This window comes from Paenibacillus rhizovicinus, assembly GCF_010365285.1.
GTDB classification, from domain to species: domain Bacteria; phylum Bacillota; class Bacilli; order Paenibacillales; family Paenibacillaceae; genus Paenibacillus_Z; species Paenibacillus_Z rhizovicinus.
In genome coordinates this window covers 3297410-3312286 of sequence record NZ_CP048286.1, presented here as the reverse complement: position 1 = coordinate 3312286, position 14877 = coordinate 3297410, and the positions used below count along the sequence as shown (strand labels likewise).

14 protein-coding genes and 1 tRNA gene are annotated in these 14877 nt (G+C 53.4%); 12 read left to right on the top strand and 3 right to left on the bottom strand.

All coding sequences use genetic code 11. The features are described from left to right. Positions 1-65: 65 nt before the first annotated feature. The 5 genes from rapZ (at position 66) to GZH47_RS14740 (ending at position 4206) form a co-directional block, all read left to right on the top strand. Positions 66-953: an RNase adapter RapZ gene (gene rapZ / locus GZH47_RS14760; RefSeq protein ID WP_162640758.1), complete on the top strand. Its 888-nt coding sequence runs from the start codon at positions 66-68 to the stop codon at positions 951-953. Between the two features lie 8 nt (positions 954-961). Continuing rightward, entirely contained in the window at positions 962-1948 is a 987-nt protein-coding gene (locus tag GZH47_RS14755; protein WP_162640757.1) for a gluconeogenesis factor YvcK family protein, read from the top strand. Positions 1949-1954: 6 nt separating this feature from the next. Continuing rightward, positions 1955-2884, top strand: a complete 930-nt coding sequence (whiA, locus tag GZH47_RS14750; protein WP_162640756.1) for a DNA-binding protein WhiA — start codon at positions 1955-1957, stop codon at positions 2882-2884. 100 nt (positions 2885-2984) lie between these two features. Continuing rightward, entirely contained in the window at positions 2985-3254 is a 270-nt protein-coding gene (locus tag GZH47_RS14745) for an HPr family phosphocarrier protein (RefSeq protein ID WP_090583454.1), read from the top strand. A 178-nt stretch (positions 3255-3432) separates the two neighbouring features. Then, positions 3433-4206: an SIMPL domain-containing protein gene (locus GZH47_RS14740; protein WP_162640755.1), complete on the top strand. Its 774-nt coding sequence runs from the start codon at positions 3433-3435 to the stop codon at positions 4204-4206. A gap of 161 nt (positions 4207-4367) precedes the next feature. Here GZH47_RS14740 and sda read toward each other — a convergent pair whose 3' ends face one another. From sda to GZH47_RS14725, 3 genes are all read right to left on the bottom strand, one after another. Beyond that, positions 4368-4685: a sporulation histidine kinase inhibitor Sda gene (gene sda, locus GZH47_RS14735; RefSeq protein ID WP_162640754.1), complete on the bottom strand. Its 318-nt coding sequence runs from the start codon at positions 4683-4685 to the stop codon at positions 4368-4370. Between the two features lie 256 nt (positions 4686-4941). Next, the gene (gene clpP / locus GZH47_RS14730) at positions 4942-5523 is read right to left on the bottom strand and encodes an ATP-dependent Clp endopeptidase proteolytic subunit ClpP (RefSeq protein ID WP_162645256.1); all 582 of its coding nucleotides are present in this window, start codon (positions 5521-5523) and stop codon (positions 4942-4944) included. A 323-nt stretch (positions 5524-5846) separates the two neighbouring features. Continuing rightward, positions 5847-5921 (bottom strand) — tRNA-Arg (locus tag GZH47_RS14725). A gap of 244 nt (positions 5922-6165) precedes the next feature. Between GZH47_RS14725 and GZH47_RS14720 the strand changes: the two genes are divergently transcribed. The 7 genes from GZH47_RS14720 (at position 6166) to GZH47_RS14690 (ending at position 14733) form a co-directional block, all read left to right on the top strand. Next, positions 6166-7203, top strand: coding sequence for a sugar-binding transcriptional regulator (locus tag GZH47_RS14720; protein WP_162640753.1), 1038 nt, complete (start codon positions 6166-6168; stop codon positions 7201-7203). Between the two features lie 127 nt (positions 7204-7330). Continuing rightward, positions 7331-8335, top strand: coding sequence for a type I glyceraldehyde-3-phosphate dehydrogenase (gene gap, locus GZH47_RS14715; protein WP_162640752.1), 1005 nt, complete (start codon positions 7331-7333; stop codon positions 8333-8335). 468 nt (positions 8336-8803) lie between these two features. Further along, positions 8804-9985, top strand: a complete 1182-nt coding sequence (locus GZH47_RS14710) for a phosphoglycerate kinase (protein ID WP_162640751.1) — start codon at positions 8804-8806, stop codon at positions 9983-9985. 51 nt (positions 9986-10036) lie between these two features. Beyond that, positions 10037-10789 (top strand): triose-phosphate isomerase, encoded by a 753-nt coding sequence (gene tpiA / locus GZH47_RS14705; protein WP_162640750.1) that lies wholly within the window; start codon positions 10037-10039, stop codon positions 10787-10789. After that, positions 10790-12322 carry a 2,3-bisphosphoglycerate-independent phosphoglycerate mutase gene (gene gpmI, locus GZH47_RS14700; protein ID WP_162640749.1) on the top strand — a complete coding sequence of 511 codons (1533 nt, stop codon included), beginning with the start codon at positions 10790-10792 and terminating at the stop codon, positions 12320-12322. Positions 12323-12425: 103 nt separating this feature from the next. After that, the gene (gene eno, locus GZH47_RS14695; protein ID WP_162640748.1) at positions 12426-13718 is read left to right on the top strand and encodes a phosphopyruvate hydratase; all 1293 of its coding nucleotides are present in this window, start codon (positions 12426-12428) and stop codon (positions 13716-13718) included. A 250-nt stretch (positions 13719-13968) separates the two neighbouring features. Continuing rightward, positions 13969-14733 (top strand): sugar phosphate isomerase/epimerase family protein, encoded by a 765-nt coding sequence (locus GZH47_RS14690; protein ID WP_162640747.1) that lies wholly within the window; start codon positions 13969-13971, stop codon positions 14731-14733. The last annotated feature ends 144 nt before the right edge of the window (positions 14734-14877 follow it).

Genomic DNA, 14877 nt, shown 5'->3' with positions numbered 1-14877 from the left:
TGATGAAACGCGCGCCGTGGTTTACACGGCGGCGTTCGTTTCATCTGGATGAGGAGGGATTGACGATGAGCTCGATAGTAGCGAAGGCTAGACTCGTCATCATCACGGGCATGTCCGGTGCCGGCAAGACGATTGCGGTACAGAGCTTGGAGGATCTAGGCTTCTTCTGCGTCGATAATTTGCCGCCGGTGCTTATTCCGAAATTTGCCGAACTGATCGAGCAGTCCAATGGCAAAATCGGTAAAGTGGCGCTTGTGATCGACCTGCGTGGACGCGAGTTTTTTACGGCGTTGTCGGAATCTCTCAACTATGTGAAAGAGCATTACACGATCGGGTACGAAATCTTGTTCCTGGACGCGACCGACAGCGTGCTCGTTCAACGTTATAAGGAAAGCCGTCGGATGCATCCGCTGGCGACCGAAGGGCTTCCGCTCGAGGGCATCAAGCTGGAACGCCGTATGCTGGAGGATCTGAAGGGGTGGGCGACGCAGGTTATCGATACGAGCAACCTGAAGCCGGCCCATTTGAAGGAACGCATCATGTCCCGGTTTACGAACACCGACTTGAGCACGATTTCAGTGAACGTGACCTCCTTTGGATTTAAATACGGCATCCCGATCGATGCGGATTTAATCTATGATGTCCGTTTCCTGCCGAACCCGCATTACGTAGACCATCTGCGTCCGAATACGGGCCAGGATCCCGAAGTTTACGAGTACGTCATGAAGTGGCCGGAGACGCAGACATTTCTTGCGAAGCTGCTGGATATGCTCCAATTCCTGATTCCTCTCTACCGCAAGGAAGGGAAGAGCCAGGTCGTCATCGGTATCGGCTGCACCGGGGGCAAGCATCGCTCGGTCGCCATTGCGGAATATTTGGGCCGCATGCTCGGCAGCAGCGATACGGAGGTCGTGCGTGTCAGTCATCGAGATGCAGATCGTGATCGGAGCTGAGGCGAAACATGACGGAACGTAGACAACAAGAACAGAAGCCTCGGATTGTCGTCATTGGCGGCGGTACGGGTCTATCGGTTATGCTTCGGGGATTGAAGGAGAAGCCGCTCGACATTACCGCGATCGTAACGGTCGCGGACGATGGCGGCAGCTCCGGCATTCTCCGAAACGAACTGCAAATGCCGCCTCCGGGCGATATCCGCAGCGTTCTGATCGCTCTTGCGGATGTCGAGCCTTTGCTGTCCGACATGCTGAAGTATCGGTTTAATTCCGGAGCCGGTCTCGCGGGTCACAGCTTGGGCAACTTGATGTTGGCGGCGATGACGGACATCTCAGGGGATTTCGTCTCGGGGGTTCGCATGTTAAGCAAAGTGTTGGCCGTCCGGGGACGCGTGCTTCCGGCAGCCGGCGAAGCGATCGTTCTGAAGGCGGAGACCGTCGACGGAATGATCATTACGGGCGAATCGAATATTCCGAAAGCGGGCAAGGCGATCAAGCGGGTCTTTATCGAGCCGCCGGACGTCGAGCCGCTGGAAGAAGCAGTCGAAGCGATCCGGGAAGCAGACGCGATTCTGATCGGGCCCGGCAGCCTGTACACCAGCATCATTCCGAATTTGCTCGTGCCGAAGCTCGCGCAGGGCATCGTGGAATCGGACGCGGTCAAAATCTTCGTCTGCAACGTCATGACGCAGCCGGGCGAGACGGATAATTATTCCGTCGGTGACCATTTGGCGGCGGTCCATGCGCATATCGGACATCATTTGTTCGATTACGTGATCGTGAATGACGGTGAAATTCCGGAGCAAGTACAGCAGAAGTACGCCGAAATGGGCGCGAAAGCCGTGCATTTGGATTTGGAAGAAGTGAAACGGCGCGGTTATGAAGTCATTGCCGACAAGCTCGTCTTGTTCCGCACTTATCTGCGGCATGACGCGGCGAGATTAAGTCATCATATTTATCAGCTTGTGGAGAATTGGATGCAACGAAAGAGGTGAGGTTACATGTCTTTTGCGGGACAAACCAAAAAAGAATTGACGCTCATCGAAGCGGACCCGTGCTGTGAGCGGGCAGAACTGTCTGCGCTGATTCGCATGAACGGTTCAGTCTCGTTATCCAGCCGGAAAGTCATCCTCGATATTTCGACGGAAAACGCAGCAATCGCAAGACGGATTTACTCCCTCATCAAGAAGCAGTTTGCGGTGCACACCGAGCTGCTCGTTCGCAAGAAAATGAGGCTGAAGAAGAACAATGTCTATATCGTTCGGATCCCGACCAACGTACAGGAGATTTTGAGTCAGCTTGAAATCGTATCGGAAGGATTCGTCTTCAATCAAGGGATCGACCGGGAAATGATCCGCAAGTCGTGCTGCAAACGTTCCTATTTGCGGGGGGCCTTCTTGGCTGGAGGTTCGGTGAATAACCCGGAAGGATCTTCGTACCATTTGGAAATTGCCACGATGTATGAAGAGCACTGTCAGGCGCTCGTGGAGCTGGCGAACAAGTTTGACTTGAACGCGCGCTGCATCGAACGGAAGAAGGGGTTCATCTTCTACATGAAAGAGGGCGAGAAGATCATCGAGCTTCTCAGCATCATCGGCGCGCATCAAGCGCTTTTCAAGTTCGAGGATGTCCGAATCATGCGGGATATGCGCAACTCCGTCAACCGGATCGTAAACTGCGAGACGGCGAATTTGAATAAGACGATCGGTGCGGCTGTCCGCCAGATCGATAATATCAAGCTGCTGGAGCGGGAAGTGGGACTGAGTTCGCTGCCCGAGAAGCTCCGTGAAGTAGCGCATATAAGGCTGATGCACCCGGATTTGAATTTAACGGAAGTCGGCGAAATGCTCAAAGGTAAAGTGAGCAAATCGGGCGTCAATCATCGCTTGCGTAAAATTGACGAGCTTGCGGAAAAATTAAGGAACGGATAGGCAAAGGCTAGTGTACAAGTCGCAAAAGTGGTATAATAATGAGTAAAATGACGTTTGCATGTATGTAAGGGATGAATTTCGTATAGGGGGTAAGGTTTCCATGACAAGGCATCCGGTTGTCGTTCGACTGAAGACGGGTCTTCATGCAAGACCGGCCGCACTTTTTGTTCAGGAAGCGAATAAGTTTTCTTCCGAGGTCTTCGTAGAGAAAGACGATAAAAAAGTGAACGCAAAATCGATTATGGGGATTATGAGCCTTGCAATTAGTTCAGGTACTGAGGTTACGATTAGCGCGGAAGGTTCGGATGCCGACCAAGCTGTAACCGCTTTAGTCAACCTGGTCAGCAAAGAAGAGCTCGAGAATCAATAATTGTGATCGAGCAGCCGTTTCAGGCTGTTCGTTTCGGTGACGAGGAAACTCCCGCAGGGGGGTTTTTTCTGTTTTTTCAGGGGAATTAACAAACTTGGCCGTTTACGCAACATTGGCGGACAAGAGCGCGTCTTAATAGGTAAGCAACACCTATTCTTGGTAAAAAGGGGCGAGATGAATGATGATGATGAAACCGAAATGGGCGCTTGTACCCGTGTTGGCGCTAGCCGTAGGCGTAGGCGCAATGTTTGGAGCAGGCGGACATGGCAGCAAGCCGGTTTATGCGGTAGACAATCCCTCGGTCGCACAGAAAAGCACGATTACGGTAGCGGGTACCGGCAAAATCGATGCGGCACCGGACGTGGCGTATTTGAACGTAGCGGTGGAAGCGAGAGCGGCAACGGCGAAAGAGGCGCAATCGAAGAATGCGGCACAATTCGCGGGACTCACGAAGCTGCTGTATGACACGTACAAAACGGCGGCGAAGGATGTAAAGACGACGGGCTTCTCCGTGCAGCCGGAATATGAATACAACAGCAAGGACGGCACGAGTAAGATTAAGGGCTACTTGGCCGTTCACAACATTCAAGTCACGACCCGCAACCTGGATGGCATCGGCAAGCTGCTGGATGATTTGTCGGCTTCGGGTGCCAATCGCGTAGACGGCGTACAGTTCGATACAGAGAAACAGGATCAATACGAGCTGCAGGCGCTGGATAAAGCGATGGCGAATGCCAAAGCGAAAGCAGATACGCTGGCCAAAGCAGCGGGCAAACAAGTCAAAGAAGTGACGGCTATCACGCAAAACGACGCAAACAGCGGACCGATTTTCTACAACAAGAACGAAATGTCCGCAGCGGCGAGTGACGCAGCTGCCCCGGCAAGCACAGCCATCCAAGCCGGAGAAATCACCATCTCGACCGATATTACAGTCGTCTATGAAATGCAGTAATTAATAAAGGCAGACCAGTCTCCGGTCAGGAGATGGGTCTGCCTTTTCTTACAGAGCACTGTATGGTGAAGAGCGCCAGAGAAAGAATAGACCGCGCCGTTTGCGAACGGCGCGGTCTATCTCTGATTATGCGTAATGCTTATGATGGCGTCTGAGTCGGTCTAGGCTAGTGATTGGCGTTCATCGTCGATGCTCAATCCGCGCTGCTCGATGGCATGTTCGATCAAGGCGATAAATTCTTCGGACAGCTGCATGGCCTTCGCTTCTTGATAAACTTCCATCAAGTGAGTATCGCTGAGCGGACGCAGCAACAACGACCTGTCCTGCATCGGCAAAAACAAGTTGTGGGTATCGGGTTCATGCGTGGAAGCGTGTTGGAGATTCGATTCGAACGCAGGCGCATAAGGTGTATAGGAAGTGCTTGTGTGGTTGGATCGAATGAAATTTCGCACGCTTGCGAATGGATTCGTAAGTTTCATGCGTGTGCAACTCCGTTTTATAGATTTCAAAACAACATATATTTACAAATACGAGAACCTAACTCGAGGTGGATATGGAATCATTTAGTACATATTAACATGGTTCGAGAGTAGCGTCCCTAAGCATTCGGCGGGTTGAATGATAGTTGACAAAACGTCGAATGTATGTTAATTGAAACTCCGGTTCCGCCGACAAAAATAAAAGAGCGTTAATCCAGGAAGGATTAACGCTCTTTGCTTGCGAGTAGAACCGTTCTTACAGCTTCTCGATGACTTTGTCGACGAGACCGTAGGCTGCGGCTTCCGCTGCGGACATGAAGTAGTCGCGGTCGGTGTCGCGCTCGATTTTCTCAAGCGATTGGCCGGTGCGCTCTACAAGAATGCGATTCAGCGTATCGCGCGTTTTGAGAATGTGCTTCGCGCGAATTTCGATGTCGCTGGCTTGGCCTTGCGCGCCGCCGAGCGGCTGATGGATCATTACCTCGCTGTTAGGCAGGGCATAACGTTTGCCTTTGGCGCCTGCGGCCAGAAGGAAAGCCCCCATGGAAGCGGCCATACCGACGCAGATCGTCGAGACTTCGGGCTTGATGAAATTCATCGTATCGAATATAGCGAGACCTGCCGAGACCGAACCGCCAGGACTGTTAATGTAGAGTGAGATATCTTTGTCGGGATCGTCGGCCGCAAGGAACAACAGCTGCGCGATAATGGAGTTGGCGACCATGTCGTTGACGGGCGTGCCAAGGAATACAATGCGATCCTTCAGCAAACGGGAGTAAATGTCGTAAGCACGCTCTCCGCGATTGCTCTGCTCGATAACCATTGGTACGAAATTCATCGATTCCATTTTAATTCCCTCCTAAAAAGGTAATGGTTGTTATGATGGTGAAACGTGTAAACCCATCATAGCGGAAAAATAAACAAAAGTCAAAGAAGGTCAAATTATCAGGCAAAGGCCCGCAGTACCTGAATCTCATGGGCGATACAATGCGGTCATGCTGGCAGAGGAAGCTCGATAAACCTGTGCGGCCGGAAGGTTACGTTGGGTCGGATTTGGAGATGCTTGTTGAGGTGGCGGGAGCAGAGAGGCATGAAAAAAGGGCCTCCCGATAATCGGAAGACCCTTGCTCTGTATGTAGTTGAAGCATGCATAGAAGTTAATGGCGCGCCCGCGAGGAATTGAACCTCGATCTCAGGCTCCGGAGGCCTACGTCATATCCATTGGACCACGGGCGCATTGTGACAGCAAATATGATTATAGAGGATAACGATTAGAAAAGCAAGCATGGGTTGAGAAATAATTTTGTGTAAATCGTGTCGGTAATCGGTTTCATTCAGCAAACCGACCTTGCTCCCTTCCATCGAATGGGTTACAATAGTGGTGGGACTTAAAACGATCAGGCGGGACGATTTACGTCCCTAGCGTTTTCGTCCCAACGAATTGACCCAGCTCTTCTGCAACAGGAGTGGATGTTGAATAATGCACGCTCTTATCGCCATGCAACAACAGCTTCTGCCGGATTTGCTTGTCGTCATGCGCAAAAGGTATCTAATCCTCCGCCAGGTCATGCTCTCGGATATGATCGGCCGCCGTTCTCTTGCCGCATCGCTGGAGATGACGGAGCGCGTACTCCGAGCGGAAACGGATTTCCTGAAGGCGCAGGAGCTGCTGATCATCGATGCCGCGGGCATGCGAATCAGTGAAGCGGGAAGACGCTTGCTCGAAGAGATGGAGCCGTTCTACAAAGCCATGTTCGGCTTATCCGAGCTGGAAGAGAAAATCCGCAGGCATTTCGGCTTGCAGCAAGTGGTCATCGTACCGGGAGATTCGGATGAATCGCCTGTCACAAGGCGCGAGCTTGGCAAAGCCGGCTGCTCCGTGCTTCGGAAGGCCATGGGCAACAACGATGTCGTCGCCGTCACAGGCGGAACGACGCTTGCCCAAGTGGCGAACCAACTGACATCTCAGACCCCGCTCAGAGGGAACTGGTTCGTTCCGGCTCGAGGGGGATTAGGAGAAAGCTTGGATTACCAGGCCAACACGATTGCCTCCACTATGGCGAAACGGACGGGTGCGCAATACCGGATGCTTCATGTGCCTGATCATTTAGGTGAAGAAGCTTATACCTCCCTGATGCAGGAGCCGAACGTGCGCGAAATCGTCGAAGTGATTCGCAAAGCCCGCATCGTCATTCATGGCATCGGGGACGCTATGGTAATGGCCCGGCGCAGACGCGTGGACGATTCCGTCGTGAATGCCATGGAAGCCGAAGGGGCGCTAGCCGAGTCGTTCGGGTATTATTTCGACCGGAACGGAGCCGTTGTCCATAAGATGCTCACCGCAGGCTTGCGGCTGGAAGACATTATGGATACCGAGGTCGTCATCGCGATCGCGGGCGGAAGGAGCAAAGGCGAAGCCATTGCCGCCGTCATGCGTTTCGGTCATGATGACGTACTGGTAACGGATGAGTCTGCTGCGCTTGAAATCGCGGCGATCATTGATAATAACCCGGATTGATTGCGAGACTACGAACACTTAGAACAGTAAGAACAGAATTGTTATCATGACGAGTCGAAGGCGGCCCGCCGGCTGTCCGCGATCTACGTCTTGAAATAAATGAAATTATGCCTAGGAGGAAACAAAAATGGTAAAAGTTGGTATTAACGGATTTGGTCGTATCGGTCGTAACGTGTTCCGTGCAGCATTGAACAACCCGAATGTTGAAATCGTGGCTGTTAACGATTTGACAGACACTAACACACTGGCTCACCTGCTTAAGTACGACACGACTCATGGTCAACTGAATGGTACGGTTGAAGCTAAAGAAGGCGCGCTGATCGTGAACGGCCGCGAAATCAAAGTTTTTGCTGAACGCAACCCTGAGAACCTTCCATGGGCATCCGTAGGCGCTGAAATCGTTGTTGAATCCACAGGTATCTTCACAGCGAAAGAAAAAGCCGAGCTTCACTTGAAAGGCGGCGCGAAGAAAGTAATCATCTCCGCACCAGCTTCCAACGAAGACATCACGATCGTAATGGGCGTTAACGAAGACAAATACGATGCAGCTGCTCACACAGTTATCTCCAACGCATCTTGCACAACGAACTGCCTGGCTCCATTCGCAAAAGTGCTTAACGACAAATTCGGTATCGTTAAAGGCATGATGACTACGATTCACTCGTACACTAACGACCAATCCGTACTTGACGTTCCTCATAAAGACCTGCGCCGTGCTCGCGCTGCCGCAGAAAACATCATTCCTTCTTCGACAGGCGCTGCAAAAGCAGTATCCCTTGTACTGCCTGAGCTGAAAGGCAAATTGAACGGCATGGCTATGCGCGTTCCTACGCCTAACGTTTCCGTAACTGACCTGGTTGCTGAACTGAAAGTTAACGTTACGGTTGAAGAAGTTAACGCTGCGCTGAAAGATGCTGCTAACACTTCGCTTAAAGGCATCTTGAACTACTCCGAAGAGCCGCTTGTATCGAGCGACTACAATGGCGACCCTGCTTCCTCCACGATCGACGCACTGTCGACCATGGTAGTTGAAGGCAACATGGTTAAAGTGATTTCTTGGTACGACAACGAGTGGGGCTACTCGAACCGCGTTGTTGATCTGGCTGCATATATCGCGTCGAAAGGTCTGTAAGAGGAGACCATCCCCCTAAGTCCCCCTTGCAAAGGGGGATTCCGAGGGTCCCCCTCTGGACACCCGATGTTTGGCGAAGGAGCTGCCTTGGTAGCTCCTTCGCGGTGGTTTACGGGGACCCGCCATACGCCCTTGTTGCTCCGCCCTGCGGGGCTCCGCGGGGGCGTAAGCTTCCATTTTGGCGCTCCTGTGCAACTGGCAGGTCAAGAGACTTCTGGGCCGTTCGAGAGGCTGAGAGGCCGCATCGGCGCTTCGCTGATGCTTGGAAGGGCGTATGGCGGTTCCCTGCTGGAACCCGGCAGGGCATGATGCCTGCGGCACCACAATGATACGAGCATGATGCCTGCGGCATCACTACACATAGATATAGATCCGCGCTTGCGGAATGGATAGCTTGGAGAATTTAAAATATACTTTGACCTTTTTTCCGCCTTATGGCGGCTTGGGTACTCGGGAGGATTTCTGCTAATGAACAAGAAAAGTGTGCGCGACGTAGAAGTGGCAGGCAAACGTGTATTTGTTCGTGTGGATTTTAATGTGCCGATGGAAAACGGAGCGATTACGGACGACAAACGTATCCGCGAAACGCTGCCTACCATCAATTATCTGATCGAGAACGGCGCGAAAGTGATTTTGGCGAGCCACCTGGGTCGTCCTAACGGTCAAGTCGTGGAAGAATTGCGTTTGACGAAAGCCGGCGAGCGTCTGTCCGAGCTGCTGGGCAAGCCTGTCGTTAAAACCGACGAAGCGGTCGGAGAAGCGGTTCAAGCGAAAGTGGCCGAGCTGAACGCCGGCGACGTGCTGTTGCTTGAAAACGTTCGTTTCTACGCGGGCGAAGAGAAGAACGATCCGGAATTGGCGAAAGCTTTTGCCGAGCTGGCCGACCTGTTCGTTAACGACGCATTCGGCGCCGCTCACCGTGCGCACGCATCGACGGAAGGCATCGCTCACTACCTGCCGGCCGTATCGGGTCTGTTGATGGAGAAAGAGCTCGACGTACTGGGAAAAGCGCTGCTTAAACCTGAGCGTCCGTTTACGGCGATCGTTGGCGGTTCCAAAGTGAAGGACAAAATCGACGTCATCAACAAAATGATCGAGATCGCCGACAACATCATCATCGGCGGCGGCCTGTCCTACACGTTCTTCAAAGCGCAAGGCCATGAAATCGGCCAATCGCTGTGCGACAACTCCAAGCTGGACCTGGCGCTTGAGTTCATCGAGAAAGCGAAGTCGCTTGGCAAGCAATTCCTGCTGCCGGTCGATATCGTCATTACGGACGAGTTCAGCGCGAAAGCGAACACGCAAATCGTTGATGTCGACGGCATCCCTGCTGACTGGGAAGGCATTGACATCGGACCGAAAACGCGTGAACTCTATGCGAACGTCATTAAAGAATCCAAACTGGTCGTTTGGAACGGACCGATGGGCGTATTCGAAATCGAGCCGTTCTCCCACGGTACGCGCGCTGTAGCACAAGCTTGTGCCGAAACTGCGGGCTACACGGTTATCGGCGGCGGCGACTCCGCTGCGGCAGCCGAGAAGTTCCACCTGGCCGACAAAATGGATCACATCTCCACGGGCGGCGGCGCATCGCTGGAATTCATGGAAGGCAAAGCGCTTCCGGGCGTCGTTGCATTGAACGATAAATAAGCAAGAATCAAATAAGTAATAAGTAAGCAAGCAGAAGGAGCGATAATGACAATGCGTAAACCGATTATTGCGGGTAACTGGAAAATGTTCAAAACCGTTTCCGAAGCGACTGCATTCTTCGCGGACGTGAAAGGCAAAGCAGAAGTAGACGGCGTTGAAACGGTCATCTGCGCACCGTTCACGACGCTGCCGGCGCTCGTTGAAGCGGCGAAAGGCACGACGATCTCCATCGGCGCGCAAAACGTCCACTTCGAGGACAACGGCGCGTACACGGGTGAAATCAGCGGCGTGATGCTGAAAGATCTTGGCGTGAACTATGTGATCATCGGCCACTCCGAGCGCCGTGCTTATTTCGCGGAATCGGATGCGATCGTGAACAAGAAAGTCCATGCGGCATTCAAGCATGGCTTGACGCCGATCGTTTGCGTAGGCGAGAAGCTGGAAGAGCGCGAAGCCGAGCAAACGAAGGATGTTTGCAAAGTGCAAACGGAAGCGGCTTTCCAAGGCCTGTCCGCAGAGCAAGCGGCTGAAGTCGTTGTCGCTTACGAACCGATCTGGGCGATTGGCACAGGCAAATCGTCGACTTCGGCTGACGCGGAAGACGTTATCGCGTTCATCCGCGACGTTATCGCGGGTCTGTACGACGCAGCGACGGCAAATGCGGTCCGCATTCAATACGGCGGCAGCGTGAAACCGAACAATGTTAGCGAATATATGGGTCAATCCAACATCGACGGCGCCTTGGTAGGCGGAGCGAGCCTTGAGCCTGCTTCCTTCATTCAGCTAGTCGAGGGGGCGAAGTAAATGACGGCACCGGTAGCGCTGATTATCTTGGACGGCTTCGGCCTTCGCAATGACGTGACGGGCAACGCGGTCGCGCAAGCGAATAAGCCGAACTACGACCGTTATTGGGCGACCTACCCGCACACGACGCTCACGGCGAGCGGCGAAGCGGTAGGTTTGCCGGAAGGCCAAATGGGAAACTCTGAGGTTGGGCACCTGAACATCGGCGCAGGACGAATCGTATACCAGGATTTGACCCGCATCAGCAAGTCCATCCGCGACGGCGAGTTTTTCGACAACGAGACTTTGCTTGGCGCGGTTCGCCATGCGAAAACAAACGGCAAGAAGCTTCACCTGTACGGGCTGCTGTCTGACGGCGGCGTTCACAGCCACATCGCGCATTTGTTCGCGCTGCTGGAACTGGCGAAGAAGGAAGAGCTGGACGACGTGTACATCCATGCATTCCTCGACGGCCGCGACGTCTCCCCTGACAGCGCGAAGGGCTACCTGGAGCAGCTGACGGCGAAGATTCAAGAAATCGGCGTTGGCCGCATTGCGACCGTGCAAGGCCGCTATTTTGCAATGGATCGCGACAAACGCTGGGAGCGCACCGAGAAATCGTACCGCGCGATGGTGTATGGCGACGGCCCGAAATATACGGATCCGATCAAAGCGGTAACGGAATCGTACGAGAAATCGGTATTCGACGAGTTCGTCATGCCGACGGTTATCGTAAAAGAAGACGGCAGTCCGGTAGGCGTCGTAGAATCGGAAGATGCGGTCGTGTTCTTCAACTTCCGTCCCGATCGCGCGATCCAGCTGTCGCAAGTATTCACGAACGAGGATTTCCGCGGTTTCGACCGCGGGCCGAAAGCGCCGCAGAACCTGTATTTCGTCTGCCTGACGCTGTTCAGTGAAACGGTAGGCGGGTATGTTGCGTATTCACCGAAGAACCTGGACAACACATTGGGCGAGGTTCTCGTGCAGAACAACAAACGCCAGCTTCGCATTGCCGAAACCGAGAAGTATCCGCACGTGACGTTCTTCTTCAGCGGCGGACGCGATCACGAGCTTCCGGGCGAAACGCGCATTCTCATTCCATCGCCGAAGGTAGCGACTTACGACCTGAAGCCGGAAATGAGCGCGTATGACGTTGCGGCGGCAGCGGTGAAAGAAATCGAAGCCGACCGTCAAGACGTGATTATCCTGAACTTCGCCAACCCCGACATGGTCGGCCACTCCGGCATGCTGGAGCCAACCATCAAGGCAGTCGAAGCAACGGATGCTTGCCTCGGACAAGTCGTAGAAGCGGTGCTTGCCAAAGGCGGCGTTTGCCTGATTACGGCGGACCACGGCAACGCGGATATGGTAATCGACGAGAGCGGCCGTCCATTCACGGCCCACACGACGAATCCGGTTCCGTTCATCGTGACGAAGAAAGTCGGCGCGCTGCGCGAAGGCGGCATTCTGGCGGACATCGCTCCGACGATCCTGCATTTTGCAGGTCTGAGCCAGCCGGAAGAAATGACCGGCAAGTCGCTTGTTCAAGCTTAAGAGATACAGTACAATCGATAACGATTAAGTCCGGTCGGACTGTGCCGCGATCGGCGCGTCCGGCCGCAAACAAAACGATAAATTTTAAAGGAGTGTTTCGTTCATGTCTATCATTACTGACGTATATGCACGTGAAGTGCTTGATTCCCGCGGTAACCCTACAGTTGAAGTCGAAGTTATGCTGGAGTCCGGCGGCAAAGGCCGCGCTATCGTACCATCCGGTGCTTCCACTGGCGCTTACGAAGCAGTCGAGCTTCGCGACGGCGACAAATCCCGTTACCTCGGCAAAGGCGTTCTGAAAGCCGTCGAGAACGTAAACACGATCATCGCACCAGAAATCATCGGCCTGGACGCGCTGGACCAAGTGCTGATCGACCGTAAAATGATTCAACTGGACGGCACGCACAACAAAGGCAACCTGGGTGCAAACGCGATTCTTGCCGTATCGATGGCTTGCGCACGCGCAGCTGCCGACGCGCTTGATGTACCTCTGTACACGTACCTGGGCGGATTCAACGCGAAAACACTGCCAGTACCAATGATGAACATCGTTAACGGCGGCGAGCACGCGGACAACAACATCGACGTTCAAGAGTTCATGGTTCTGCCAGTCGGCGCAGAAAGCTTCAAAGAAGCGCTTCGCATCGGCGCTGAAATCTTCCACAACCTGAAATCGGTTCTGAAAGACAAAGGCCTGAACACGGCTGTCGGCGACGAAGGCGGCTTCGCACCGAACCTTGGTTCGAACGAAGAAGCAATCACGACGATCATCTCCGCTATCGAGCGCGCTGGCTACAAGCCGGGCGAAGACGTATTCCTCGGTATGGACGTTGCGTCCACGGAATTCTACAAAGACGGCAAATACCACCTCGAAGGCGAAGGCCGTTCGTTCACGTCCGCCGAGTTCGTGGACCTGCTCGCTTCTTGGGTTGATAAATACCCGATCATCACGATCGAAGACGGCTGCTCCGAAGACGACTGGGAAGGTTGGAAGCTGCTTACCGACAAACTGGGCGGCAAAGTCCAACTCGTTGGCGACGATCTGTTCGTAACGAACACGGAGCGTCTGTCCGACGGTATCGAGAAGGGCGTAGGTAACTCCATCCTCGTTAAAGTTAACCAAATCGGTTCGCTTACAGAAACATTCGACGCGATCGAAATGGCAAAACGCGCTGGTTACACGGCTGTTATCTCCCACCGTTCCGGCGAGTCCGAAGACAGCACGATCGCGGACATCGCGGTTGCGACTAACGCTGGCCAAATCAAAACAGGCGCTCCGTCCCGTACGGACCGCGTTGCGAAATACAACCAATTGCTTCGCATTGAAGACCAACTGGGCTCCACGGCGCTGTATGCAGGCAAAAGCGCGTTCTACAACCTGAAAAACTTTAAATAAAAGGTTTGCGGGATTGGATTGCCGGATCATTCCGGCATCCCCTAGCAAAACTACATCGGGAGCATAAGCTTTGGTTGCAGGTGCAGCTGAGGGCGAAAGCCAAAAATGCAAAAGAATGTCCCACAAGGTACGGTAGTTTCGCCTTGGGGGACAGCTATAATTAGGGGAGAGAAGCGGGGCGCAAGGACCTGCAGCTCTCCTCTTTTTATTATGTCATGGCAGACTATACTCATTATTCGAGGTGGATATTGTGGCAAAACCGGTAGTTAGCTTGCAATTGTACACGCTTCGTGATCAAACGGAGAAGGATTTTCTGGGCACGATTCGCAAAGTAGCGGAGATGGGTTACACGGCAGTTGAATTCGCGGGGTATCATAATACGCCGGCGAACGAACTCAAAGCGCTGCTAGACGAGCTTAAATTGGAAGCGCCTTCGGCGCATGTCGGACTGAACTTCGGCGAGCCGGAGAAGATCGCTACCGACCTGGACAAGCAAATCGAGTATGCCAAAGAGCTGGGCCTGAAGTATATCGTAACGCCTTGGGCGCCGCTGCCGGAAAATCCGACGATGGACGACGTCAATAAACTGGCCGGCATCCTGGAAGCCGCAGGCAAGCAAGTGACCGCGGCAGGACTCAAATACGGTTACCACAACCACGATTTCGAATTCAAGCAAGTAGACGGCAAACCGGTCATCGACTGGCTGCTCGAGAAAGTTTCGGCGGATTACCTGATTGCCGAATTCGATCTGGGTTGGGTGCATATGGGCGGCCAGAAGCCGGTTGATTACGTAACGCGTTATGCGGGCCGAGTACCTTTGGCGCATTTTAAAGATTTCGGCGTAGGCCGCAGCGATACGGAAGTCGGAAGCGGCGTCGTTGACTTGAAAGGCGTGCTCGCAATCGCCGAGCAGGTCGGCATCGAGTATTTCATCGTGGAACAAGAGCAGTTCCAGAATTCGTCGCTGGAGAGCGCGAAGCTGAGCTTGAATTTCTTCCGCGAGAATGGGTTTTAAGGATAAGAAGGCCCCGGGCTTGGGATTTTCCTGAGCTTCGGGGCTTTTTTTCGCGTCGGGGGACCCGTGGCTCGCAAATGGCAGTAGAGTATGGACAGGCTCCTATGCTATAGTGCAAAAAGACCAGAATGTGGGAGCGAAGCT